21 protein-coding genes are annotated in these 23,244 nt (G+C 56.3%); 10 read left to right on the forward strand and 11 right to left on the reverse strand.

The window, feature by feature from the left end; all coding sequences use genetic code 11:
• Positions 1 to 114 precede the first annotated feature (114 nt).
• The 6 genes from nanR (at position 115) to nanQ (ending at position 5,667) form a co-directional block, all read left to right on the forward strand.
• A complete protein-coding gene (gene nanR / locus OQV00_RS02600) occupies positions 115 to 906 on the forward strand; it encodes a transcriptional regulator NanR (RefSeq protein WP_015585646.1) in 792 nt (263 codons plus the stop codon).
• Positions 907 to 1,046: 140 nt separating this feature from the next.
• Positions 1,047 to 1,949 (forward strand): N-acetylneuraminate lyase, encoded by a 903-nt coding sequence (nanA, locus tag OQV00_RS02605; protein ID WP_064356627.1) that lies wholly within the window; start codon positions 1,047 to 1,049, stop codon positions 1,947 to 1,949.
• A 158-nt stretch (positions 1,950 to 2,107) separates the two neighbouring features.
• Positions 2,108 to 3,595: an MFS transporter gene (locus OQV00_RS02610; RefSeq protein ID WP_015585648.1), complete on the forward strand. Its 1,488-nt coding sequence runs from the start codon at positions 2,108 to 2,110 to the stop codon at positions 3,593 to 3,595.
• A gap of 49 nt (positions 3,596 to 3,644) precedes the next feature.
• Positions 3,645 to 4,334: an N-acetylmannosamine-6-phosphate 2-epimerase gene (locus tag OQV00_RS02615; RefSeq protein WP_054828878.1), complete on the forward strand. Its 690-nt coding sequence runs from the start codon at positions 3,645 to 3,647 to the stop codon at positions 4,332 to 4,334.
• Positions 4,331 to 5,206 carry an N-acetylmannosamine kinase gene (gene nanK, locus OQV00_RS02620; protein WP_004868203.1) on the forward strand — a complete coding sequence of 292 codons (876 nt, stop codon included), beginning with the start codon at positions 4,331 to 4,333 and terminating at the stop codon, positions 5,204 to 5,206. The genes OQV00_RS02615 and nanK overlap by 4 nt, the downstream gene beginning before the upstream one ends.
• A complete protein-coding gene (gene nanQ, locus OQV00_RS02625; protein WP_048024710.1) occupies positions 5,203 to 5,667 on the forward strand; it encodes an N-acetylneuraminate anomerase in 465 nt (154 codons plus the stop codon). The genes nanK and nanQ overlap by 4 nt, the downstream gene beginning before the upstream one ends.
• A gap of 74 nt (positions 5,668 to 5,741) precedes the next feature.
• Here nanQ and OQV00_RS02630 read toward each other — a convergent pair whose 3' ends face one another.
• The gene (locus tag OQV00_RS02630; protein WP_104896477.1) at positions 5,742 to 7,160 is read right to left on the reverse strand and encodes a glutamate synthase small subunit; all 1,419 of its coding nucleotides are present in this window, start codon (positions 7,158 to 7,160) and stop codon (positions 5,742 to 5,744) included.
• A 9-nt stretch (positions 7,161 to 7,169) separates the two neighbouring features.
• On the reverse strand, positions 7,170 to 11,630 hold the full coding sequence (gltB, locus tag OQV00_RS02635; protein ID WP_004868192.1) for a glutamate synthase large subunit: 4,461 nt from the start codon (positions 11,628 to 11,630) through the stop codon (positions 7,170 to 7,172).
• 672 nt (positions 11,631 to 12,302) lie between these two features.
• Here gltB and mnmL point away from each other — a divergent pair.
• The 4 genes from mnmL to mtgA all read left to right on the forward strand — a co-directional run bounded on the left by mnmL (position 12,303) and on the right by mtgA (position 17,270).
• Complete coding sequence (gene mnmL / locus OQV00_RS02640; protein WP_123629355.1) at positions 12,303 to 13,238, forward strand: tRNA modification radical SAM protein MnmL/YtqA; 936 nt, start codon at positions 12,303 to 12,305, stop codon at positions 13,236 to 13,238.
• An 84-nt stretch (positions 13,239 to 13,322) separates the two neighbouring features.
• The gene (gene arcB, locus OQV00_RS02645; RefSeq protein ID WP_266279802.1) at positions 13,323 to 15,662 is read left to right on the forward strand and encodes an aerobic respiration two-component sensor histidine kinase ArcB; all 2,340 of its coding nucleotides are present in this window, start codon (positions 13,323 to 13,325) and stop codon (positions 15,660 to 15,662) included.
• Positions 15,663 to 15,894: 232 nt separating this feature from the next.
• Positions 15,895 to 16,548 carry an isoprenoid biosynthesis glyoxalase ElbB gene (gene elbB / locus OQV00_RS02650; RefSeq protein WP_004868182.1) on the forward strand — a complete coding sequence of 218 codons (654 nt, stop codon included), beginning with the start codon at positions 15,895 to 15,897 and terminating at the stop codon, positions 16,546 to 16,548.
• Entirely contained in the window at positions 16,545 to 17,270 is a 726-nt protein-coding gene (gene mtgA, locus OQV00_RS02655; protein ID WP_004868178.1) for a monofunctional biosynthetic peptidoglycan transglycosylase, read from the forward strand. Before elbB ends, mtgA begins: the two co-directional genes overlap by 4 nt.
• Before the next feature lie 61 nt (positions 17,271 to 17,331).
• On the opposite strand, the gene npr is transcribed toward mtgA, so the two are convergent.
• The 9 genes from npr to kdsC all read right to left on the reverse strand — a co-directional run bounded on the left by npr (position 17,332) and on the right by kdsC (position 23,237).
• Entirely contained in the window at positions 17,332 to 17,604 is a 273-nt protein-coding gene (npr, locus tag OQV00_RS02660) for a PTS phosphocarrier protein NPr (protein WP_004868176.1), read from the reverse strand.
• A complete protein-coding gene (gene rapZ, locus OQV00_RS02665) occupies positions 17,601 to 18,455 on the reverse strand; it encodes an RNase adapter RapZ (protein WP_004868172.1) in 855 nt (284 codons plus the stop codon). The genes npr and rapZ overlap by 4 nt, the downstream gene beginning before the upstream one ends.
• Positions 18,456 to 18,500: 45 nt before the next feature.
• Positions 18,501 to 18,989 (reverse strand): PTS IIA-like nitrogen regulatory protein PtsN, encoded by a 489-nt coding sequence (gene ptsN, locus OQV00_RS02670; RefSeq protein ID WP_015585655.1) that lies wholly within the window; start codon positions 18,987 to 18,989, stop codon positions 18,501 to 18,503.
• Positions 18,990 to 19,061: 72 nt separating this feature from the next.
• A complete protein-coding gene (gene hpf, locus OQV00_RS02675) occupies positions 19,062 to 19,349 on the reverse strand; it encodes a ribosome hibernation promoting factor (protein ID WP_004868168.1) in 288 nt (95 codons plus the stop codon).
• Positions 19,350 to 19,371: 22 nt separating this feature from the next.
• On the reverse strand, positions 19,372 to 20,805 hold the full coding sequence (gene rpoN / locus OQV00_RS02680; protein ID WP_004868164.1) for an RNA polymerase factor sigma-54: 1,434 nt from the start codon (positions 20,803 to 20,805) through the stop codon (positions 19,372 to 19,374).
• Between the two features lie 47 nt (positions 20,806 to 20,852).
• Positions 20,853 to 21,578 carry an LPS export ABC transporter ATP-binding protein gene (gene lptB, locus OQV00_RS02685; RefSeq protein ID WP_004206203.1) on the reverse strand — a complete coding sequence of 242 codons (726 nt, stop codon included), beginning with the start codon at positions 21,576 to 21,578 and terminating at the stop codon, positions 20,853 to 20,855.
• A 6-nt stretch (positions 21,579 to 21,584) separates the two neighbouring features.
• Complete coding sequence (gene lptA, locus OQV00_RS02690) at positions 21,585 to 22,130, reverse strand: lipopolysaccharide ABC transporter substrate-binding protein LptA (RefSeq protein WP_004868159.1); 546 nt, start codon at positions 22,128 to 22,130, stop codon at positions 21,585 to 21,587.
• Positions 22,099 to 22,674 (reverse strand): LPS export ABC transporter periplasmic protein LptC, encoded by a 576-nt coding sequence (lptC, locus tag OQV00_RS02695; RefSeq protein WP_004868154.1) that lies wholly within the window; start codon positions 22,672 to 22,674, stop codon positions 22,099 to 22,101. Before lptC ends, lptA begins: the two co-directional genes overlap by 32 nt.
• Positions 22,671 to 23,237 (reverse strand): 3-deoxy-manno-octulosonate-8-phosphatase KdsC, encoded by a 567-nt coding sequence (gene kdsC / locus OQV00_RS02700; RefSeq protein ID WP_004868149.1) that lies wholly within the window; start codon positions 23,235 to 23,237, stop codon positions 22,671 to 22,673. Before kdsC ends, lptC begins: the two co-directional genes overlap by 4 nt.
• Between the last annotated feature and the right edge of the window lie 7 nt (positions 23,238 to 23,244).

A 23,244-nucleotide genomic window follows, 5' to 3' on the forward strand; every position in this document is an offset into this window, starting at 1 on the left:
AGGTCGTGGATTTCAGATTGCAGGCCCTTCGGGGCCTGTTCTGTTATCTACGCCGCCAGCATGGCATTCTTGTGTTAAGATGGTCCGGTCGTCACTTGCTGTCACACATCACACATGGTCCCTATGAGCGCATTTGATCCCCAGACAGAAGAAGCATCCACCCCAATCGGTAACAGCCTGCACCGCCGTCCTCTGGCGCGCAAAAAGCTGTCGGAAATGGTGGAAGAAGAGCTTGAGAATATGATTCGCCGCCGTGAGTTTGCCGAAGGCGAGCAGCTACCTTCTGAACGTGAGCTGATGACGTTTTTCAACGTCGGACGACCTTCTGTGCGCGAAGCTCTGGCCGCCTTAAAGCGTAAAGGACTGGTGCAGATTAACAACGGTGAACGCGCCCGCGTCTCACGGCCTTCTGCCGACACCATCATTGGCGAACTTTCGGGGATGGCGAAGGATTTTCTCTCTCACCCCGGCGGGATTGCGCATTTTGAACAGCTGCGTCTGTTTTTCGAGTCCAGCCTGGTTCGCTATGCTGCGGAACACGCCAGCGACGAGCAGGTTGCAAAGCTGGAGCAAGCGCTGAAGATCAACAGCCAGTCGCTTGATGATAACGCGCTGTTTATCCGTTCAGACGTTGAATTTCACCGCGTACTGGCGGAAATTCCCGGGAATCCTATCTTCCTGGCTATCCATGTCGCCCTGCTGGACTGGCTCATCGCCGCACGCCCTACCGTCCCGGAGCACGAGCTTCACGAACATAATAACGTGAGCTATCAACAACATATCGACATCGTCGATGCGATCCGCCGCCATGACCCTGACGAGGCCGATCGCGCCTTGCAGACCCACCTCAATAGCGTTTCCGCCACCTGGCACGCCTTCGGCCAGAAAAAACAATCACGTAAGTAACAAGAGCGATCGTCTGGATCCTCGTTTAGTGAAGCCGATCGCATAATAAGCGTTCCCTATGAGGCCATCGCTTAATTCGTATGGTATAACAGGTATAAAGGTACATAGTTAATCATAACAACTAGCATACGAGGTGAGATATGGCGGTTAATTTACGTGGAGTCATGGCAGCGCTGCTTACGCCGTTTGACGGGCAACAAAAGCTGGATAAAGAGAGCCTGCGTCGGCTGGTGCGTTTCAATTTGAGCCAGGGAATCGACGGGTTGTACGTTGGCGGTTCGACCGGGGAAGCTTTTGTGCAAAGCGGCGCAGAACGCCAGCAAGTGCTGGAGATCGTCGCTGAAGAAGCGAAGGGAAAAATGACGCTGATTGCCCATGTTGGCTGCGTCAGTACGCTGGAGAGCCAGCAACTTGCCGAAGCTGCGCACAGCTATGGCTACGATGCGGTGTCCGCCGTCACGCCGTTCTACTATCCCTTCAGCTTTGAAGAGCACTGCGCTCACTACCAGGCCATTATTGATTCAGCTAATGGCTTACCGATGGTGGTCTACAACATCCCGGCGCTGAGCGGCGTGAAACTCTCCCTGGATCAGATCAATACGCTGGTGACGCTGCCGGGAGTGGGGGCATTGAAGCAGACATCAGGCGATCTTTTCCAGATGGAGCAGATCCGCCGGGCGCATCCGAATCTGGTGCTTTACAACGGCTATGACGAGATTTTTGCTTCTGGCTTGCTGGCCGGTGCCGATGGCGGGATCGGTAGTACCTATAACATTATGGGCTGGCGCTATCAGGGGATCGTGAAAGCGCTGCGGTCGGGCGATATAGCGGAAGCGCAGAGGCTGCAGTGTGAATGCAACAAGGCAATCGATCTGCTGATCAAAACCGGCGTATTCCGGGGGCTGAAAACCGTGCTGCACTACATGGACGTGGTTGCTGAGCCGCTATGTCGCAAACCGTTTGCTCCGGTTGCTGAGCAGTTCCTGCCGGAGCTGAAAGCGCTGGCGCAGCAGCTGCAGCAGGAGAAAGCGCAGCTGGGTTGAGGCTAACGGCTTCCCCGCCGCGTGTGCGAGCGGGGCATTCCCGGATGGAGGCGCTATGCGCCCGGTCCGGGTCATAACACGAGCTATATCGGATGCAGTGATAGCGACATCTGGTATGGCAAACCAAGCGTGGGTCTGACCCATCGCGGGAGAGTAAAATGATCGCAACGACCCAGAACATCCCGTGGTATCGCCATCTCAACCGGGCGCAGTGGCGGGCTTTCTCCGCCGCCTGGCTGGGATATTTGCTTGATGGTTTTGATTTTGTCCTGATTGCCCTGGTGTTGACAGAAATCCAGGCAGACTTTGGTTTGACGACCGTAGAGGCAGCGAGTCTGATCTCAGCCGCCTTCATTTCTCGCTGGTTTGGCGGCCTGATGTTGGGCGCAATGGGCGATCGTTACGGACGGCGGCTGGCGATGGTCACCAGTATTATTCTGTTTTCCCTCGGAACGCTGGCCTGCGGCTTTGCTCCCGGTTTTACCACCATGTTTATCGCGCGTCTGGTGATTGGCATGGGGATGGCGGGGGAGTATGGATCCAGTGCGACCTATGTTATTGAAAGCTGGCCAAAGCAGCTGCGCAACAAGGCCAGTGGTTTTCTGATTTCCGGCTTTTCCGTCGGGGCGGTGATTGCCGCGCAAATCTATAGTCTGGTGGTACCGGTCTGGGGATGGCGTGCGCTCTTTTTCATTGGCATCGTGCCGATTATTTTTGCGCTGTGGCTGCGGAAAAACATCCCGGAAGCCGAAGACTGGAAAGAGAAACATCAGGGTAAAGCGCCGGTGCGGACCATGGTGGATATCCTCTATTGTGGCAAACACCGGGCGATCAATATTTTCCTGACCATTGTGGCGGCGACGGCGCTGTGGTTCTGTTTCGCCGGCGAGCTCAACAATGCCGGAATCGTGGTCGCACTGGGGCTGCTTTGTGCCACGATCTTTATCAGCTTTATGGTGCAAAGCAGCGGTAAGCGCTGGCCAACCGGCGTGACGCTGATGGTTGTCGTCCTGTTCGCCTTTCTCTATTCATGGCCTATCCAGGCGCTTTTGCCCACCTATCTTAAAACGGAGCTCGCTTACGATCATACGACCGTGGCCAGGGTGCTGTTCTTCAGCGGTTTTGGTGCTGCGGTCGGCTGTTGCGTCGGCGGTTTTCTCGGCGACTGGCTGGGAACGCGCAAAGCCTATGTTTGTAGCCTGCTGGCCTCCCAGCTGTTGATTATTCCCGTCTTTGCTATCGGCGGCACCAACGTGTGGGTGCTGGGGCTGTTACTGTTCTTCCAGCAGATGCTGGGGCAGGGGATCTCCGGGATCTTACCTAAATTGATCGGCGGCTATTTCGATACCGATCAGCGTGCTGCGGGTCTGGGTTTTACCTATAACGTCGGTGCCTTAGGTGGGGCGATCGCGCCGGTGCTCGGTGCGCTGATCGCGCAGCGGATGGATCTGGGCACAACGCTGGGATCGCTCTCTTTCGGCCTGACCTTTGTGGTGATCCTGCTTATCGGACTGGATATGCCCTCGCGTGTTCAGCGCTGGATCCGCCCGGAAGCGGTGCGAACGCACGATGCGATTGATGGCAGGCCCCTGAGCGGGGCGGTGATGCCCGGCGCCAGCAAACGTGGATTAGTGAAAACCAGGTAACCCGTGCCCGGCGCTGGCGCCGGGCAACGAGATAAATCAGGGAGTTATTATGTCTTTGCTTGAACAACTGGGTCGTCGCATCAGCGCCCACGGCGGATTAATTGTCTCATGTCAGCCGGTCCCCGGTAGCCCGCTGGATACGCCGGCGATTGTCGCAGCGATGGCGCTGGCGGCCGAACAGGCTGGCGCGGTGGCATTGCGTATTGAAGGTGTTGAGAATCTGCGGGCGACCCGCGCCCGGGTGACAGTACCCATTATCGGTATTCTCAAACGTGACCTCGATGATTCACCGGTACGCATTACCCCATTTTTAGAGGATGTTGATGCTCTGGCGCAGGCGGGGGCGGATATTATTGCTTTCGATGGTACCCGTCGGACGCGCCCGGTGGCGGTGGAAGCACTGCTGGCCCGTATCCATCAGCAGTACAAGCTGGCAATGGCCGACTGTTCATCCGTTGAAGATGGCATCTTCTGTCAGCAGCTCGGTACGGAAATTATCGGCACCACGCTGTCGGGTTATACCACGGCGCACACGCCGGAAGAGCCTGATTTGGCGCTGGTACAGGCGCTACACGCAGCGGGATGTCGGGTGATTGCCGAAGGGCGCTACAACACGCCAGCGCAGGCGGCAGAGGCCATGCGTCATGGCGCCTGGGCGGTGACCGTAGGCTCCGCCATTACGCGGCTGGAACACATTTGCGAGTGGTACAACACGGCGCTGAAAAAGGCGGTGCAATGACGACGCTGGCGATTGATATTGGCGGCACCAAGCTAGCCGCCGCACTGATAGACAGCCGATTGACCCTCCTGGAGCGGCGTGAAGTCCCCACGCCAGCCAGTCAGACGCCGGCGGCATTAGCTGCCGCGCTGGCGGCGCTGGTGGCCCCCCTCTCGGCGCGCGCGGATCGTTTTGCTATCGCCTCCACCGGCATCATTCAGGACGGCATTCTGACCGCCATCAATCCAGCGAACCTGGGCGGACTGGCACATTTTCCCCTGCAGGCGTGTTTATCCGACCTCACGGCGTTGCCCGGTATTGCCCTCAATGATGCTCAGGCAGCGGCGTGGGCGGAATATCATGCGCTGCCGGAGAAAGTCAGCGAGATGCTCTTTTTGACCGTTTCAACCGGCGTTGGCGGGGGGATCGTCAGCCAGGGCAGGCTGCAGACCGGTCGCGGAGGCCTGGCCGGCCATTGCGGTCATACGCTGGCGGATCCTGCCGGGCCGCTCTGCGGCTGCGGTCGGAAAGGCTGTGTCGAAGCTATCGCTTCCGGGCGCGGTATCGCGGCGGCGGCCGGCGGTGAGCTTTGCGGGCTGGATGCAAAAGCGATATTTGCTCTGGCGAGGGAGGGACACCCGCAGGCGCAGATATTAATTCAGCGATCGGCACGCACGCTGGCGCGACTGATTGCCGACCTGAAGGCCGTGACGGACTGCGCCTGCGTTGTGATCGGCGGCAGTATCGGTCTTGCAGACGGCTACCTGAAGCTGGTTGAGACGTATTTGTCACAAGAACCCGCGCTTTATCATGTTCCGCTGCGGGAAGCTTACTATCGGCATGATGCGGGCCTGTCAGGAGCGGCATTATGGGCACAGGGAGGAAAGATATGATTCTGGGTCATCTACAGCAGCCTTCGCATGCCGGTCTTCCGGCGGTTCTGGTCCGGGCTATCGCCCTGGCGCAGGCCCACGATTTACACACTATCGCTCCCGGAAGCTATGAGCTTCAGGGCGACAATGTATTGATGAACGTCATGGCGTTTCATACCGGTGTGCCGGAAGAGAAAAAAGCCGAACTGCATAGCCAGTTTATTGATATCCAGATTTTACTGGCGGGGGAAGAGCGGATCTTTTATGGCGTCGCCGGGTCGGCCTGTGAGTGCGAAGAAGCGCATCCTGACGAGGATTATCAGCTTTGCCGTCGGATACGCGGGGAACAGGTACTGACATTGCATCCGGATATGTTTGCGGTTTTCATGCCCGATGAACCGCACAAACCCGGTTGCCAGGTCGGGGACAGCGCCGGGATTAAAAAAGTGGTCATTAAGGTCCGCGCCGCCCTGCTGGCATGATAAAAAAAGCCCGCGGGCTTGCGCCAGCGGGCTCTGTCAGAGACCCGGACAGACAGTTTGTCCGGGTTTGTTGATTACACTTCCAGGTAGTTCAGGATCCCGTTAGCCGCTTTACGACCTTCGGCAATCGCCGTCACCACCAGATCGGAACCGCGCACGATATCGCCGCCGGCAAAGATTTTCGGGTTACTGGTCTGGAACGCGTTTTCATGGCCTTCCGGCGCAATAATACGGCCCTGAGAATCCAGCTCAACATCGTGCTTCGCCAGCCATTCCATGCTGTGCGGGCGGAAACCAAACGCCATCACCACCGCATCTGCCGGGACCACGTGCTCGGAGCCTGCGACGATCTCCGCACGACGACGCCCTTTGGCATCAGGCTGGCCCATCTCGGTACGCGCCATTTTCACGCCGCACACTTTGCCGTTAGCATTCACTTCTACGCCCAGAGGCTGAACGTTGAACTGGAACTCGACGCCCTCTTCACGCGCGTTTTTCACTTCGCGTTTGGAGCCCGGCATGTTTTCTTCGTCACGGCGGTAGGCGCAAATAACGTGAGTCGCGCCCTGACGTACGGAAGTACGCACGCAGTCCATCGCGGTGTCGCCACCGCCGAGAACCACCACCCGTTTGCCTTCCATATTGACGTAAGGCTCGCTGGCGGTTTCGCCAAAGCCCATGGTCTGTTTGGTGTTGGCAATCAGGAACGGCAGCGCATCAAAGACACCATTTGCGTCTTCGTTTTCCAGTCCGCCGCGCATGGACTGATAGGTCCCCACGCCGAGGAACACGGCATCATACTCTTTCAGTAACGCGTCGAGCTGAACATCACGACCCACTTCGGTATTGAGTTTGAACTCAATACCCATGCCGGTGAAAATTTCACGGCGACGGGTCATTACCTCTTTTTCCAGCTTAAAAGCGGGGATGCCGAAGGTCAGCAGGCCACCGATTTCCGGATGGCGATCGAATACTACCGCTTTGACGCCGTTGCGGGTCAGGACATCTGCGCAGGCCAGTCCTGCCGGACCGGCACCGACGATCGCCACCGTTTTACCGGTGGGCTTCACGCCGGAGAGATCCGGGCGCCAGCCCATCTCGAACGCTTTATCGTTGATGTAGCGTTCGATGTTACCGATAGTCACCGCGCCAAACTCGTCGTTCAGCGTACAGGAGCCTTCGCACAGACGGTCCTGCGGGCAGACGCGCCCGCAGACTTCCGGCAAGGTGTTGGTCTGATGCGACAGCTCTGCCGCTTCAAAAATACGCCCCTCATTGGCGAGCTTCAGCCAGTTCGGGATGTAGTTATGGACCGGACATTTCCATTCGCAGTACGGGTTGCCGCAGGACAGGCAGCGATCTGCCTGGGCTTTGGCCTGGCCTTCTGAAAACGGCTCATAAATTTCAACAAATTCAATTTTACGGATCTTCAGCGGTTTCTTTGGCGGATCAACGCGCTGTAAGTCGATAAACTGGTATACGTTCTGGCTCATCTGAATTCCTTACTGCGCCTGCACACGCAGCTCTGCTGCGCTACGACTACGGTGACCCAACAGTGCCTTAACATCGCTGGACTTTGGTTTAACCAGCGCGAATTTCGCGGCAAAAGCCGGCCAGTTGGCCAGGATCTCTTCGCCTCGAGACGAACCGGTAAGCTGCACGTGTTCGGTAATCAGACCACGCAGGTGCTCTTCATGGATAGCGAGAGAGTCAACGCCCAACACTTCCACCAGTTCCGGGTTCACACGTTTACGGAAATCACCGTCTTCATCCAGGACGTAAGCAAAGCCGCCGGTCATCCCTGCGCCAAAGTTGACGCCGGTTTTACCCAGTACGCAGACGATGCCGCCGGTCATGTATTCGCAGCCGTTATCGCCGATGCCTTCTACCACGGTGATGGCACCGGAGTTACGCACCGCAAAGCGTTCGCCTGCACGGCCCGCAGCGTACAGACGACCGCCGGTCGCGCCATACAGACAGGTATTACCGATGATGCTCGCTTCGTGACTGCGGAAGGCGGAGCCCACCGGAGGACGGATTGACAGCAGACCGCCTGCCATCCCTTTACCCACGTAGTCGTTCGCGTCACCGGTCAGATGCAGTTCCACGCCGCCGGCGTTCCACACGCCGAAGCTCTGGCCTGCGGTACCGCTGAAGTGCGCGGTAATCGGATCTGCTGCCAGCCCCTGATCGCCATGGGTCTGGGCGATATAGCCAGACAACGACGCGCCAACGGAGCGATCGGTATTACGGATATCGAACCAGAAGGTTTTGCTCTGCTTGCTGTCCACGAACGGTTTAGCCTGCTGTAGCAGCTGCGCGTTCAGCACGCCGTTATCAAACGGCGGGTTGCTTTCGGTGCAGTACAGCGCTTTACCCGGATGCGGCTCGGCGGTTTCCAGCAGTTTGCTGAGATCCAGCTTCTGCTGCTTCGCGGTAAAGCCATCCAGCACTTTCAGCAGGTCGGTACGGCCAATCAGGTCCACCAGACGCTTCACGCCAAGCTCAGCCATCAGCTCGCGGGTTTCGCGGGCGATGAATTCAAAGTAGTTGGTCACTTTGAACGGCAGGCCGTGATAGTGATTCTTACGCAGTTTGTCATCCTGAGTTGCTACGCCGGTTGCGCAGTTGTTCAGGTGGCAGATACGCAGATATTTACAGCCGAGCGCGACCATCGGGCCAGTGCCGAAGCCGAAGCTTTCTGCACCAAGAATTGCCGCCTTGATGATATCGAGGCCGGTTTTCAGGCCGCCATCCACCTGCAGACGGATCTTGTGACGCAGACCGTTCGCCACCAGCGCCTGTTGGGTTTCCACCAGACCCAGCTCCCACGGACAACCCGCGTATTTCACGGAGGAGAGCGGGCTGGCACCCGTACCACCGTCGTAACCGGCGATGGTGATAAGATCGGCATAGGCTTTGGCCACGCCGGTGGCGATGGTGCCGACGCCCGGTTCGGAAACCAGCTTCACGGAAATCATCGCTTTCGGGTTGACCTGTTTCAGGTCGAAAATCAGCTGCGCCAGATCCTCGATAGAGTAAATATCGTGGTGCGGCGGCGGTGAAATCAGGGTTACACCCGGGACCGAATAGCGCAGTTTGGCAATGTACGGGGTGACTTTGTCCCCCGGCAGCTGCCCGCCTTCGCCCGGCTTCGCGCCCTGAGCGACTTTAATCTGAATAACGTCGGCGTTGACCAGGTAAGCCGGTGTGACGCCGAAGCGGCCAGAAGCGACCTGTTTAATACGCGACACTTTGTTGGTGCCATAGCGCGCCGGATCTTCGCCGCCTTCGCCGGAGTTAGAGAAGCCGCCGATGCTGTTCATGGCTTCCGCCAGCGACTCATGAGCTTCCGGGCTTAACGCACCGATAGACATGGCGGCGGTATCGAAGCGTTTGAACAGCTCTTTGGCCGATTCGACGTGGTCGATGCTGATGGCGTCATCGCCAGGGTTCAGCGCCAGCAGATCGCGCAGCGTGGCGGCCGGGCGTTCATTCACCAGGTTCGCATACTGCTGATAGTCGTGGTATTCACCGCTCTGAACCGCTTGCTGCAGCGTGCGGACGACGTCCGGGTTGTAGGCGTGATATTCACCGCCGTGAACGTATTTCAGCAGACCGCCCTGATCCAGCGGCTTACGGACCAGCCAGGCGCGTTTGGACAGATTCAGCAGATCCTGCTGGAAGTCATCGAAGCCCGCGCCGCCGATGCGGCTGACAACGCCGAGGAAGCACAGATCGGAAACCTCACGATGCAGGCCAACCGCTTCGAACAGCTTCGAGCAGCGATAGGAGGCGATGGTCGAAATGCCCATCTTAGACATGATCTTGTACAGGCCTTTGTTGATGCCGTTACGGTAGTTCAGCATCACGGTACGATAATCTTTCTCAATGGCCTTGTTATCGACCAGTTTCGCCAGCGTCTCATAGGCCAGGTACGGATAGATAGCCGTGGCGCCGAAGCCCAGCAGCACCGCGAAATGGTGCGGGTCACGGGCGCTGGCGGTCTCAACGATAATGTTGGCATCGCAGCGCAGGCTCTTATCCACCAGGCGGGTTTGAATCGCGCCTACCGCCATCGGTGCCGGAACCGGCAGACGATCTTTGGCGATATTACGATCGGAGAGCACCAGCAGAACGGTACCGTTACGGACCATCTGTTCCGCTTTATCGCACAGCGCCTTCACCGTTTCGGCCAGCGAGGTTTCCGCGGCGTTAAAGGTGATATCCAGGGTATCGGCGCGATAGTGCTCCTCTTCCATGGTGGTGAGCTGTTTGAAATCGGAGTACAGCAGGATCGGTGATTTGAAGCTCAGGCGGTGAGCCTGGCCTTCCGCTTCGCAGAAGACGTTCATTTCACGGCCGATGCTGGTGGCCAGCGACATCACGTGAGCTTCACGCAGCGGGTCGATCGGCGGGTTAGTCACCTGCGCGAACTGCTGACGGAAGTAGTCGTAAATGATACGCGGCTGGCTGGAGAGCACGGCAAACGGGGTATCGTCGCCCATTGAACCGACCGCTTCCTGGCCGTTTTCACCCAGTACACGCAGGACGGAGTCCAGCTCTTCTGCGCTGTAGTTAAACTGTTTCTGGAAGCTGGCGAGCGTGTCGTCATCCAGCTGGCGGCTGCCGACGTCTTCGTCCGGTAGATCTTCAAACGGCACCAGGCGGCGGACGTTTTTCTCCATCCACTCTTTGTAAGGGTGGCGACTTTTCAGGTCATCATCGGTTTCCGCGGAGTGCAGAATACGTCCGCCGCGGGTATCGATAACCATCAGTTCGCCCGGGCCTACGCGGCCTTTTTCGACCACTTCGTCAGGCTGGTAATCCCAAATCCCGACTTCTGAAGCGCAGGTAATCAGTTTGTCTTTGGTGATGACGTAGCGCGCCGGGCGCAGACCGTTACGATCGAGGTTACAGGCGGCGTAGCGACCGTCGGACATCACGATGCCCGCCGGGCCATCCCATGGCTCCATATGCATGGAGTTGAAATCAAAGAAGGCGCGCAGCTCCGGATCCATATCCGGGTTGTTCTGCCAGGCTGGCGGTACGAGCAGACGCATGGCGCGCACGATATCCATCCCGCCGGCCAGCAGCAGCTCAAGCATGTTATCCATCGAGCTGGAGTCGGAGCCGGTTTCGTTCACGAACGGCGCCGCATCGTGCAGGTCCGGAATTAACGGCGTCTGGAACTTGTAGGTACGCGCGCGCGCCCACTGGCGGTTGCCGGTGATGGTGTTGATTTCGCCGTTGTGCGCCAGGTAGCGGAACGGCTGTGCCAGCGGCCAGCGCGGCACGGTGTTAGTGGAGAAGCGCTGGTGGAACAGGCAGATTGCCGACTCCAGACGCAGGTCCGCGAGGTCCAGATAGAAGCGCGGCAGGTCAGCCGGCATACACAGACCTTTGTAAATGTTCACCAGATTCGACAGGCTGCAAACGTAGAAATCTTTATCTTCCTGCAGACGCTTTTCAATGCGGCGACGGGCGATGAACAAACGACGTTCCATATCGCGCGGGCGCCAGCCTGCCGGGGCGTTAACAAAAATTTGTTCAATACGAGGCAGCGAGGAGAGGGCGATTTCACCGAGAACCCCTTCGTTGGTCGGCACTTCGCGCCAGCCGACGATAGACAGGGTTTCACGTTGTAGTTCTTCTTCAACGATGCGGCGTGCCGTAGCCGCCAGTTCAGGATCTTTATTAAGGAATAACATCCCGACGGCGTAATTTTTGGCTAAACGCCAGCCGCGCTCTTCCGCAACGATACGGAAGAAACGGTCAGGTTTTTGCAGCAGCAAGCCACAACCGTCGCCGGTTTTACCATCGGCAAGAATCGCGCCGCGGTGCTGCATTCGGGCCAGTGCGTGTATAGCGGTACGCACTACCTTGTGGCTAGGTTCGCCTTCTATGTGGGCGATCAGGCCGAAACCACAGTTATCCCTCTCAAGGGATTTATCGTACAACATATCAGTGAACCTCCCCAGGCTCTACGGGACACCCTCCGATACCGATTGCGCACGGGCACAGAAAGAGCATGGCGACGGGGTTTGCACCTCGCATTCGCCCTCTTTAAATCCTTTTCGCATCGGTACGCAAGTTTGAGGACTTGCTGTAAGAGGGAATCTCAATTACTGCATAAATATGATGAGCAGAGTGCTCATCCAGAAAGCTTCCAGCGGATTCCCAACTTATCGGGAATCGACACTTACGTCAAATGGCAATCTTATTTATACAAAAATGTGCTATACATGGTTTAACGTTATGATAAATAAGATAATAACTGTGTTTTAAGCGGCGCTGAAACGTAGCGGAAAGCATAATCTAGTGTGATCTGTCTCACTATATCGATAGCGTAACATTATCGATCTGTGCTGAACTGCCTATTTATCGCAGAGTATTTATCTGCCTGTTACCTCTGGCGCGGTAAATAACACTGTTTTTTGCCCTGATGAAGATAATGGCAAACCTGAGGTTAAGTATAAGGAAAAGTCATCACAGAGTGAGTGAATGAAATTGCAGTTATCTTGAGTGTTTATGCAATGAGATGAGCGGCCGCGCTGACGATTGATCCAGGTCATCGCCGTCGGTGGCTAAAAATGGCAGGCTTGGCCCCTTTCTTCAGGCCGGTCTATCAGATTATGCAGTTACAAAAATTAGTCAATATGTTTGGTGGGGATCTTTCGCGGCGCTATGGCGAAAAGGTTCATAAACTGACGCTGCATGGCGGGTTTAGCTGCCCGAATCGCGATGGCACTATCGGCCGCGGAGGCTGCACGTTCTGCAACGTCGCCTCTTTTGCTGACGAAGAGCAGCAGCACCACTCTATTGCTGAACAGCTGGCACATCAGGCGCAGCGGGTTAATCGCGCCAGGCGCTATCTCGCTTATTTTCAGGCTTACACCAGCACCTTTGCCGAAGTTCAGGTACTGCGCTCGATGTATCAGCAGGCGGTGAGTCAGGCCAATATCGTCGGGCTGTGCGTGGGTACTCGTCCTGACTGCGTCCCGGAGGCGGTGCTGGAACTGCTCGGCGGCTATCGGGAACAGGGCTACGAAGTATGGCTGGAACTCGGCTTACAGACGGCGCATGACAAAACGCTGCAGCGGATTAATCGTGGGCATGATTTTGCCTGTTATCAGCGTACGACCCGGCTGGCGCGCGAGCGCGGGCTGAAGGTCTGCGCGCATTTGATCGTCGGGCTACCGGGCGAGGCGCAGAGCCATTGCCTGCAAACGCTGGAGCAGGTTGTGGATACCGGCGTGGATGGCATCAAACTGCATCCGCTGCATATCGTCACCGGCAGTACGATGGCCAAAGCCTGGCAGGCGGGACGGTTGCAGGCGATTGCGCTGGATGAATATACGATCACTGCCGGGGAGATGATTCGCCACACGCCACCCGAGGTGATCTATCACCGCATTTCCGCCAGCGCCCGGCGGCCGACGCTGCTGGCGCCCCTGTGGTGTGAGAACCGCTGGACCGGGATGGTTGAACTTGACCGCTATCTCAACCAACACGGCGTGCAGGGCTCGGCGCTGGGACGAGCCTGGGTGCCGCGCGCAGCTTTAGAGTAAGGGCGCCCGCATTTTTTGCACAACTTACAGCGTATTGCTCAGAATTGGGTATTATTGTGCGGAGTTGTCGCGAAGGAATCCCTTATGAAGCAAATCCGTATGCTGGCGCAGTACTATGTCGACCTGATGATGAAGCTGGGTCTGGTGCGTTTTTCCATGCTGTTGGCCCTCGCCCTGGTGGTGCTGGCGATTGTGGTACAGATGGCCGTCACGATGGTTCTGCATGGCCAGGTTGAGAGCATCGACGTTATCCGCTCTATCTTCTTTGGTCTGCTGATCACCCCCTGGGCAGTTTACTTTTTGTCGGTGGTGGTGGAGCAACTGGAAGAGTCGCGGCAGCGTCTCTCCAGGCTGGTGGAAAAACTGGAGGAGATGCGCGAGCGCGACCTGCAGCTTAACGTGCAGCTCAAAGATAATATCGCGCAGCTCAATCAGGAGATTGGCGAGCGTGAAAAGGCGGAAGCCGAGCGCGAGACGACGCTGGAACAGCTGAAGATTGAGATGAAAGAGCGCGAAGAGACGCAAATTCAGCTGGAACAGCAATCCTCCTTCCTCCGTTCTTTCCTTGATGCCTCGCCGGACCTGGTATTCTATCGCAATGAAGACAAAGAGTTTTCTGGCTGTAACCGGGCGATGGAGCTCCTGACCGGGAAAAGCGAAAAGCAGCTTATCCACCTGAAACCTCAGGATGTCTATAACGAAGAAGCGGCGGTTAAAGTGCTGGAGACTGACGAAAAGGTCTTCCGCCATAATGTGTCGCTGACCTACGAGCAGTGGCTGGATTATCCGGACGGGCGTAAAGCCTGCTTTGAAATCCGCAAGGTCCCTTACTATGACCGCGTCGGCAAGCGCCGTGGACTGATGGGCTTTGGCCGCGATATTACCGAACGTAAGCGCTACCAGGATGCGCTGGAGCGCGCCAGCCGCGATAAGACCACCTTTATCTCAACCATCAGCCACGAGCTGCGTACGCCGCTCAACGGCATCGTCGGGCTGAGCCGTATCCTGCTGGATACCGAGCTGACCGGTGAGCAGGAAAAATACCTCAAAACCATCCATGTCTCTGCCGTTACGCTGGGGAATATTTTCAACGATATTATCGACATGGATAAAATGGAGCGGCGCAAAGTCCAGCTGGATAATCAGCAGGTCGACTTCACCGGTTTCCTGGCCGATCTGGAAAACCTCTCCGGCCTGCAGGCGCAACAGAAAGGGCTGCGCTTCGTCCTGGAACCGACGCTGCCGCTGCCGCATAAAGTGGTGACCGACGGGACGCGTCTGCGGCAGATTCTGTGGAACCTCATCAGTAACGCCGTGAAATTCACCCCGCAAGGTGGAAACGTCACCGTTCGCGTTCGCTACGATGAAGGCGATATCCTGCATTTTGAAGTGGAAGACTCCGGCATCGGCATTCCCGAAGCCGAGCAGGATAAGATCTTCGCGATGTATTATCAGGTGAAAGACAGCCACGGCGGCAAGCCTGCGACGGGCACCGGGATCGGTCTTGCCGTATCGCGTCGTCTGGCTCGCAATATGGGCGGCGACATTAACGTCTCCAGCCAGCCGGGCCAGGGGGCCACATTTACGCTGACCGTGCATGCGCCGGCGGTGGCGGAAGAAGTGGAAGATATGCTGACTGAAGATGAGATGCCCCTGCCGGCGCTGAACGTGCTGCTGGTCGAGGATATCGAGCTCAACGTGATTGTGGCGCGCTCGGTGCTGGAGAAGCTGGGTAACAGCGTCGATGTGGCGATGACCGGTAAGGCCGCGCTGGAGATGTTTGAACCGGGCGAGTACGACCTGGTGCTGCTGGATATCCAGCTGCCGGATATGACGGGCCTGGATATTTCTCGTCATCTTAAGCAGCACTTTGCCGCCGACGAGCTACCGCCGCTGGTTGCCCTGACCGCCAACGTCCTGAAGAATAAAAAAGAGTATCTTGATGCCGGAATGGACGACGTCCTGAGTAAACCGCTATCGGTGCAGGCGCTGACGGCAATGATTAAAAAATTCTGGGATTCGCCGGAAGAGGATGAGTGCGAAATGCCGACCGTGGATGTGAGTAAATCGGCATCCGTGCTGGATATTCCGATGCTTGAGCAGTATATCGAGCTGGTGGGGCCAAAGCTTATCAACGATGGTCTTGCGGTTTTTGAGAAGATGATGCCGGGCTATATGGCGGTACTGGAGTCTAATCTGACCGCTCGCGACCAGAAGGGGATCGTCGATGAAGGGCATAAAATTAAAGGCGCGGCAGGCTCGATTGGCCTGCGGCATATCCAACAGCTGGGACAGCAGATTCAGACTCCGGACCTGCCGGCGTGGTCGGATAACGTTGGTGAATGGGTTGAAGAGATGAAATCCGAGTGGCAGAACGATGTAGCGGTGCTGAAAGCATGGGTTGCGGCGGCACATAAAAAATGACCCCGGATAAACCGGGGTGCGCGAATACTGCGCCAACACCAGGGAACTGGTCGTTGCGCCAGAATTTTTAGAGATATTTTTACGTAGCGCAACCTGAGGATTTGGTTTGCTCGCTCATTAAGATAGCAAACCTTAAATTATTTGTTACGTGAATCAGTAAAATATGTGAAGCAATGCGTGTAAATCAAAATTTTTGACTGGTTTCAGCAAGTTGCACTAAGGAGCTGGCAGTATGAAAAAGATTGGCGTGGTATTGAGCGGCTGTGGCGTCTATGACGGAACGGAGATCCATGAAGCGGTCATTACCCTGTTGGCGATCGCCCGTAGCGGCGCACAGGCCATCTGTTTCGCCGCGGATAAAGCGCAAACGGACGTGATCAACCACCTGACCGGTGAGCCGATGGCCGAAAGCCGCAACGTTCTGGTGGAGGCCGCGCGTATTGCCCGTGGCGATATCCAGCCTCTGGCTGCGGCCCGGGCTGAAGATCTGGATGCGCTGATTGTCCCTGGCGGGTTTGGCGCGGCGAAGAACCTCAGCAATTTTGCCTCGCAAGGGGCTGAATGCCAGGTCGATAGCGACCTGAAAGCGTTGACGCTGGCGATGCACGAGGCGGGTAAACCGCTGGGCTTTATGTGTATCGCCCCGGCGCTGCTGCCAAAAATTTTCCCGATCCCGCTGCGGATAACCATCGGCACCGATCTTGATACTGCTGAGGTGGTGGAAGAGATGGGCGCAGAACACGTTCCTTGCCCGGTCGATGATATCGTCGTCGATGAAGAACATAAGGTGGTGACGACCCCGGCCTGGATGCTGGCACAGAACATTGCGGAAGCGGCAAGCGGGATTGAGAAGCTGGTGGCTCGCGTGCTGGTTCTGACTGCATGAGCGTGCGTTCGGCCCCGTTGCGAATGATTAAACGCCTTTTATTGCGCATTCTGCTGATTGCGGCAGCCTTTTGGGGAGGCGGCATCGCGCTCTTTAGCATACTGCCGGTGCCGTTTTCAGCCGTTATGCTCGAGCGACAAATCGGCGCATGGCTGAGCGGTGATTTTCATTATGTCGCCCACTCCGACTGGGTCGGGATGGACGAGATCTCGCCGTGGATGGGGCTGGCGGCAATCGCTGCGGAGGATCAAAAATTCCCTGAACACTGGGGTTTTGATGTCTCAGCGATAGAGAAAGCGCTGGCACACAATGAACGTCAGGAAAACCGCGTGCGCGGCGCCTCCACGCTTTCGCAGCAAACGGCTAAGAACCTGTTCTTGTGGGATGGCCGTAGCTGGTTGCGCAAAGGGCTGGAGGCAGGGTTAACGGTAGGGATTGAGACGGTGTGGAGTAAAAAACGGATTCTGACCGTCTACCTGAATATCGCTGAATTTGGGGAAGGAACGTTCGGCGTCGAAGCGGCGTCCCGGCGCTACTTTCACAAGCCTGCGAGCAAGTTAACGGCTTCTGAAGCGGCGCTCCTGGCTGCGGTATTGCCCAACCCGATTCGCTTTCGCGCCGATGCGCCGTCCGGCTATGTTCGCAGTCGGCAGGCGTGGATCCTGCGTCAGATGCGTCAGCTAGGCGGAGAAGGATTTATGCAGGCGAATAAGCTGAAGTGAGGTCGCGGCAGAAACAATAGCCCCGGTCAGCGTCGTGCAGCCGGGGAAGAGGCGGGAATGTTTAGTCTTCGTCAAAACCGGCGTTGAACAGCGCGATAACCGCTGCCAGCGCCTCGACTTCCTGCGGACCGTTGGCTTCAATCTCGATTTGCCGACCTTTGGCCGAGTCGAGCATCAGCAGGGCAATTACGCTATTGGCCTCCGCTTCCGTCCCCTCGTCGTTGCGCAGCAGGACTTCCGCATCATAATTCTGCATCAGCTCAAACAGCTTCATCGCCGGGCGGGCATGCATCCCCAGTTTATTGGTGATTTCAACGATCTGCTTTACGGTCATGATTTGCGTTTTTCCAGCGTCCGATGACGAGACTGCACGTTCTTACCGCGTGAGCGGAAGTAATCAGCCAGCTGTTCGGCAATGTAGACCGAACGGTGTTTACCGCCGGTACAACCAATCGCCACCGTCAGATAGCTGCGATTATTGGTCTCCAGCATCGGTAACCATAGCTCAAGATAGCTGCGGGTCTGGTAAATAAAGTTGTGAACTTCCGTGTGCCGGTCAAGGAAGGCGGCCACCGGCTTATCCAGACCGGTCATTGGACGCAGTTTCGGATCCCAGTGTGGGTTTGGCAGGAAGCGTACGTCAAAGACGTAATCGGCATCAATCGGGATACCGTGCTTAAAGCCAAAGGATTCAAAGACCATGGTCAGCTCACGTTCACGCTTGCCGAGCAGACGGGTACGTAGCATTTCCGCCAGCTCGTGTACCGACATCTCTGAAGTGTCGACGATCAGGTCGGCGCGGGAACGCAGCGGCTCCAGCAGCGCGCTCTCTTCGTCAATCGCGCTTTCCAGCGACAGATTTTTGCTCGATAGCGGATGCAGACGACGGGTGTCGCTGTAGCGGCGGATCAGCGTATTGCGGTCAGCATCAAGGAACAGCAGCTGAGGGGAAAATGCCTCAGGCAGGTTTTTCATCGCCTGTTCAAAGATCTCTGGCGATTCCGGCATGTTACGCACGTCAATGCTGACGGCGGCAGAGATGTTTCTGTCGGCCAGCGATCTCGCCAGCTCAGGCAACAGCACTACCGGCAGGTTATCTACGCAGTAGAAGCCCATATCTTCCAGCGCCCGCAGAGCGACGGATTTCCCCGAGCCTGAGCGGCCGCTGACGATCATCAGTACCATGTACCGTTTCTCCTCAGTACGATAAAGGGTAGGGGGCGACGGCCGTTATACGTCATCGTTGCTTCCTGCTTCGGTGATGATCTCATACAGCTCTTCATCGCTTTGCGCTGCGCGCAGGCGACGGCAAATCGTTTTATCCGCCAGTCGTTTTGCAACCAGAGACAGCGTATGCAGATGGGTTTTGGTCTGGTCAGCCGGGACCAGAAGCGCAAACAGCAGATCGACCGGCTGATTGTCGATGGCATCAAATGCGATCGGAGTCTCCAGCTGGACAAACACGCCAACGGCGCGCAGCGTATCCTCTTCAAGTTTACCGTGCGGAATGGCAATCCCGTTGCCAATCCCGGTACTGCCCATTTTCTCGCGGGTAAGGATCGCCTCAAACACCACCTGCGGCGGCAAACCTAACTGTTTTGCTGCCAGTTCACTGATGATTTCCAGCGCGCGCTTTTTGCTCTGGCAGTGAACCTGGCTACGGGTACATTCCTGGTTAAGGACGTTGCTCAGTTGTAGAGCCGAATCGTTGTTCATCATAATTTCACCTGAGCGCGCCCCTTGCCTGCTACCGATGAAGGCTGGCAGCAGGCAAGGGCGGCGCCCGGACAATTAGTGTTGTTTTAGTTTATCTTTATGTTTTGTTAACTGTCTTGCCAGCTTATCGATGAGTCCATCGATAGCGGCATACATATCCTGCCCTTCCGCACTGGCATGGATTTCGCCACCGTTGACATGCAGATTGGCATCCGCAATTTGCGTCACCTTCTCTACTTTTAACACAATATAGACCTGATTGATCCTGTCGAAAAACTGCTCCAGCTTGCTGAACTTCGCATTAACGAATTCGCGCAGTGCAGGGGTGATCTCGACGTTGTGTCCTGTAATGTTGAGCTGCATAGTGTCTTCCTTATCGGTTGTATCAAACCAGTTGTTTACGCTGGTTAGATGGCGGAATGGATAAAGACTCTCGGTACTTAGCGACGGTACGACGTGCCACCATGATACCCTGTTCGGACAGGATGGTGGTCAGCTTACTGTCACTCAACGGCTTCGCGGGATTCTCCGCGGCGATTAACTTCTTCACCAGCGCACGAATGGCCGTCGACGATGCCTCGCCGCCGCCTTCCGTATTCACGTGGCTGGAAAAGAAATATTTCAGCTCAAAAATACCGCGCGGACTGTGCAGATATTTTTGGGTGGTAACGCGTGAAATGGTGGATTCATGCATTTCGACGGCCTGAGCGATATCCGCCAGCACCATCGGTTTCATGAACTCTTCACCCTGATCGAAGAAGGCCTGCTGCTGTTCGACGATGCAGCGGCTGACGCGCAACAGCGTATCATTGCGGCTTTCCAGACTCTTGATCAGCCAGCGAGCTTCCTGCAGGTTGCTGCGGATAAACTGGCTGTCTGCATCATTGCGCGCGCTATTGCCCATGGCCGCGTAATGCTGATTAATCTTCAGACGTGGGATGCTGTCGGAGTTAAGCTCCACGACCCAGCGGCCGCTGACCTTACGTACCAGCACGTCGGGAATGACGTATTCCGGCTCGCTGGTCTGAATCGACTGACCGGGGCGCGGATCGAGGGACTGGATGAGATTAACGGCTTCTTTCAGCACCTCTTCTTTCAGTCGGGTGACGCGCATCAGGGAGCGGAAATCATGGTTGGCGAGCAGATCGAGATGATCGCTGATGATCAGCCGGGCTTCTTCCAGCCACGGCGTCTCTTTAGCATATTGGGAAAGCTGAACCAGCAGACAGTCGCGCAGATCTTTTGCCGCGACGCCGACCGGGTCAAAGCGCTGGATACGCTTTAGCACCGCTTCCACTTCTTCGAGACCAATGTCGTCATCGTCGATACTCTCGACAATATCTTCCAGCCGAATGGTGAGATAGCCGGTGTCATCAACGGCATCGACAATCGAGGTGGCAATGGCGCGGTCGGTGTCGGTAAACGGCGTCAGTTCAACCTGCCACATCAGGTAATCCTGCAGGCTTTGGGTCGTTTCGCCTTGATAGACAGGCAGCTCGTCGTCCTGGTAATCAACGCCGTTTCCGGACGGGGTGCCGGCGGTGTAGATTTCATCCCAGCTGGCGTCGAGCGGCAGCTCTTCCGGCATATCTTTTTGTTCAAGAGCATCGACGGTGTCCAGCGATTCGCGGTCCTCGACCTCTTTGGTTTCTACCTCATCGTGAAGATCGGTTTGCTCAAGCAGCGGATTACTCTCCAGCGCCTGCTGGAGTTCTTGCTGGAGTTCTAACGTGGACAGCTGCAGCAGGCGAATAGCCTGTTGCAGTTGTGGCGTCATGGCAAGCTGTTGGCTTAGCCTTAATTGCAAACCTTGCTTCATATTCAGGGCTAATATCTCCGGCTAAAACGTCTGTAACCTCTACCCTATCAGAGTCTGAAGTCTTCCCCAAGATACACGCGCTTAACCTGCTCGTCTTCAAGGATTTGCTGCGGGGTGCCGTGGGCGATCAGGTGGCCCTGGCTGACGATATAGGCGCGTTCGCAGACGGCCAGCGTCTCCCTGACGTTATGGTCGGTGATCAGCACGCCAAGACCGCTGTCGCGCAGATGTTCGATGATGCGTTTGATATCAATAACGGAAATGGGGTCAACGCCGGCAAAAGGCTCATCCAGCAGAATGAATTTCGGATTAGCGGCCAGCGCGCGGGCGATTTCAACGCGGCGGCGTTCACCGCCGGAAAGCGCCTGTCCCAGGCTGTCGCGCAGATGCTCGATGTGAAATTCTTCCATCAGCTCTTTCGCGCGGTCTTCACGCTGCTCGCTGCTGAGATCGTCGCGAATCTGCAAAACCGCCATTAAATTATCGTACACGCTCAGGCGGCGGAAAATGGAAGCTTCCTGCGGCAGATAGCCGATCCCCCGACGCGCGCGGGCATGCAGCGGCAGCAGGCTGATATCTTCATCGTCGATAATAATGTTGCCAGCGTCGCGCGGCACAATGCCGACCACCATGTAGAAGGTCGTGGTTTTACCGGCGCCGTTTGGCCCGAGGAGGCCAACGATCTCGCCAGAGTTCACGGTCAGACTGACATCTTCCACCACGCGGCGGCCTTTATACGCCTTGGCGAGATTCTTTGCGGTTAATGTTGCCATAACGAATTAGTTACCCTTCTTTTGCTGGTTGGTGCTTTTGTCTTGCAGCTGCGAAGGAACCAGAACCGTCGTCACGCGTCCGCCTTTATTGCTGAACGCCTGCATTTTCTGCTCTTTCACCAGATAGGTAATTTTGTCGCCCTGGATGTTGCTATCGATCTGTTCCAGATGCGCATTACCGGTCAGGACGACGAAATCATTCTGCAATTCATAGTGCATTTTTTGCGCGCGGCCTTTCACCGGCTTGCCGTTGTCCTGCATCTGGAAGAAGGTTGCCGGATTACCGTAACCGTCGATCACTTCTTTACCTTTTTCACCGCCAGGACGGGTCACCACCACCTTATCGGCGTTGATTTTAATGGTCCCCTGGGTGACGACGACATTACCGGTGAAGGTGACGACATTGCCCTGCATATCCAGTGACTGCTGATCGGATTCGATGTGAATCGGTTGATCGGTATCGCCGGTTTTTGCCAGTGCCGGCAGGCTGGCGGCCAGTAAGGCGCTGGCGAGCGCAATCTTAAGGCTGAGTTTGTTTGTTCTGAATTTCATAAGAGGTTCTAACCTTTTCAATCAGCTCGGCAGTTTTGCTGCGTAAATTTCCGCGCATTTTCAGGCCGCTGGAATTAAATGTCGTCCCGTACAACGTCACCATGTCATCAGAGGTAACATCTTGCGTCACCAGGTTTATCTGGGCGTTATCCGTCGTAATTTTGCGCAATTGAGAGTCCGCGCTCAGCGCGTCCACCTCTACGTTTCCGTAAAGATACAGCATGCGGTCTTTAGTCAGTTTGGCTTTATCCGCTTTGATAGACCAGGTGGGTACCTTGTTGGTATCAAATGTGGTCATCACCGGTTTGGTGAACCACGAGACTTCCTGGGCGGAAAAATACTCCACGTGCTCAGCGATTAAGCGGTAGTTAAGCGCCCCTTCCGGGCTGTAAACAACGGTGTCGGTATGTTCACTGGTATAGGTCGGGTCATCAGGATTGATCTCTTGCTGAGTGGTATCGTCCGTACCCGCCAGATTCAGGCCGATCAGAATAAGCGCGACCAGCGATAGTAAAATGATAACCCAACGTCTGGTTTTACTCATATTGATTGCCCTTTGGCCTCATCCAGCTTGCCCTGCGCCAATAGTAACAAATCGCAGACTTCGCGTACCGCTCCGCGTCCACCGTTGATGCGGGTAACATAATCTGCGCGCGGTAGCAGCAGCGGGTGCGCATCCGCCACTGCCACGCTTAAACCGACCTCGGCCATCACCGGCCAGTCGATCAGATCATCGCCGATGTAGGCAACTTCGTCCGGGCGAACGGCCAGCTTGCGCAATAATTCGCGAAATGCCAGCAGTTTATCGGACTGCCCCTGATACAGGTGCGTAATGCCCAGCGTCTGACAACGATCTTCTACCAGTTTAGCTTTTCGTCCGGTAATAATCGCGACTTCAATACCTGAGGTCAGCGCGCAGCGAATTCCGTAACCGTCGCGAACGTTAAACGCCTTCAGCTCTTCACCGCTGTTGCCCATGTAGATCAGGCCATCGGACAGCACGCCGTCTACGTCGAGGATCAATAAACGGATCTTCGCCGCCCGATCGATAAATTCAGGGCTTACTGGCCCGTAGCAGGTTTCCTGCAGAGCATCAGCATTATTCATTATTTTA

It is taken from the genome of Klebsiella sp. DY2415 (genome assembly GCF_026314315.1).
Taxonomy (GTDB): domain Bacteria; phylum Pseudomonadota; class Gammaproteobacteria; order Enterobacterales; family Enterobacteriaceae; genus Klebsiella; species Klebsiella ornithinolytica.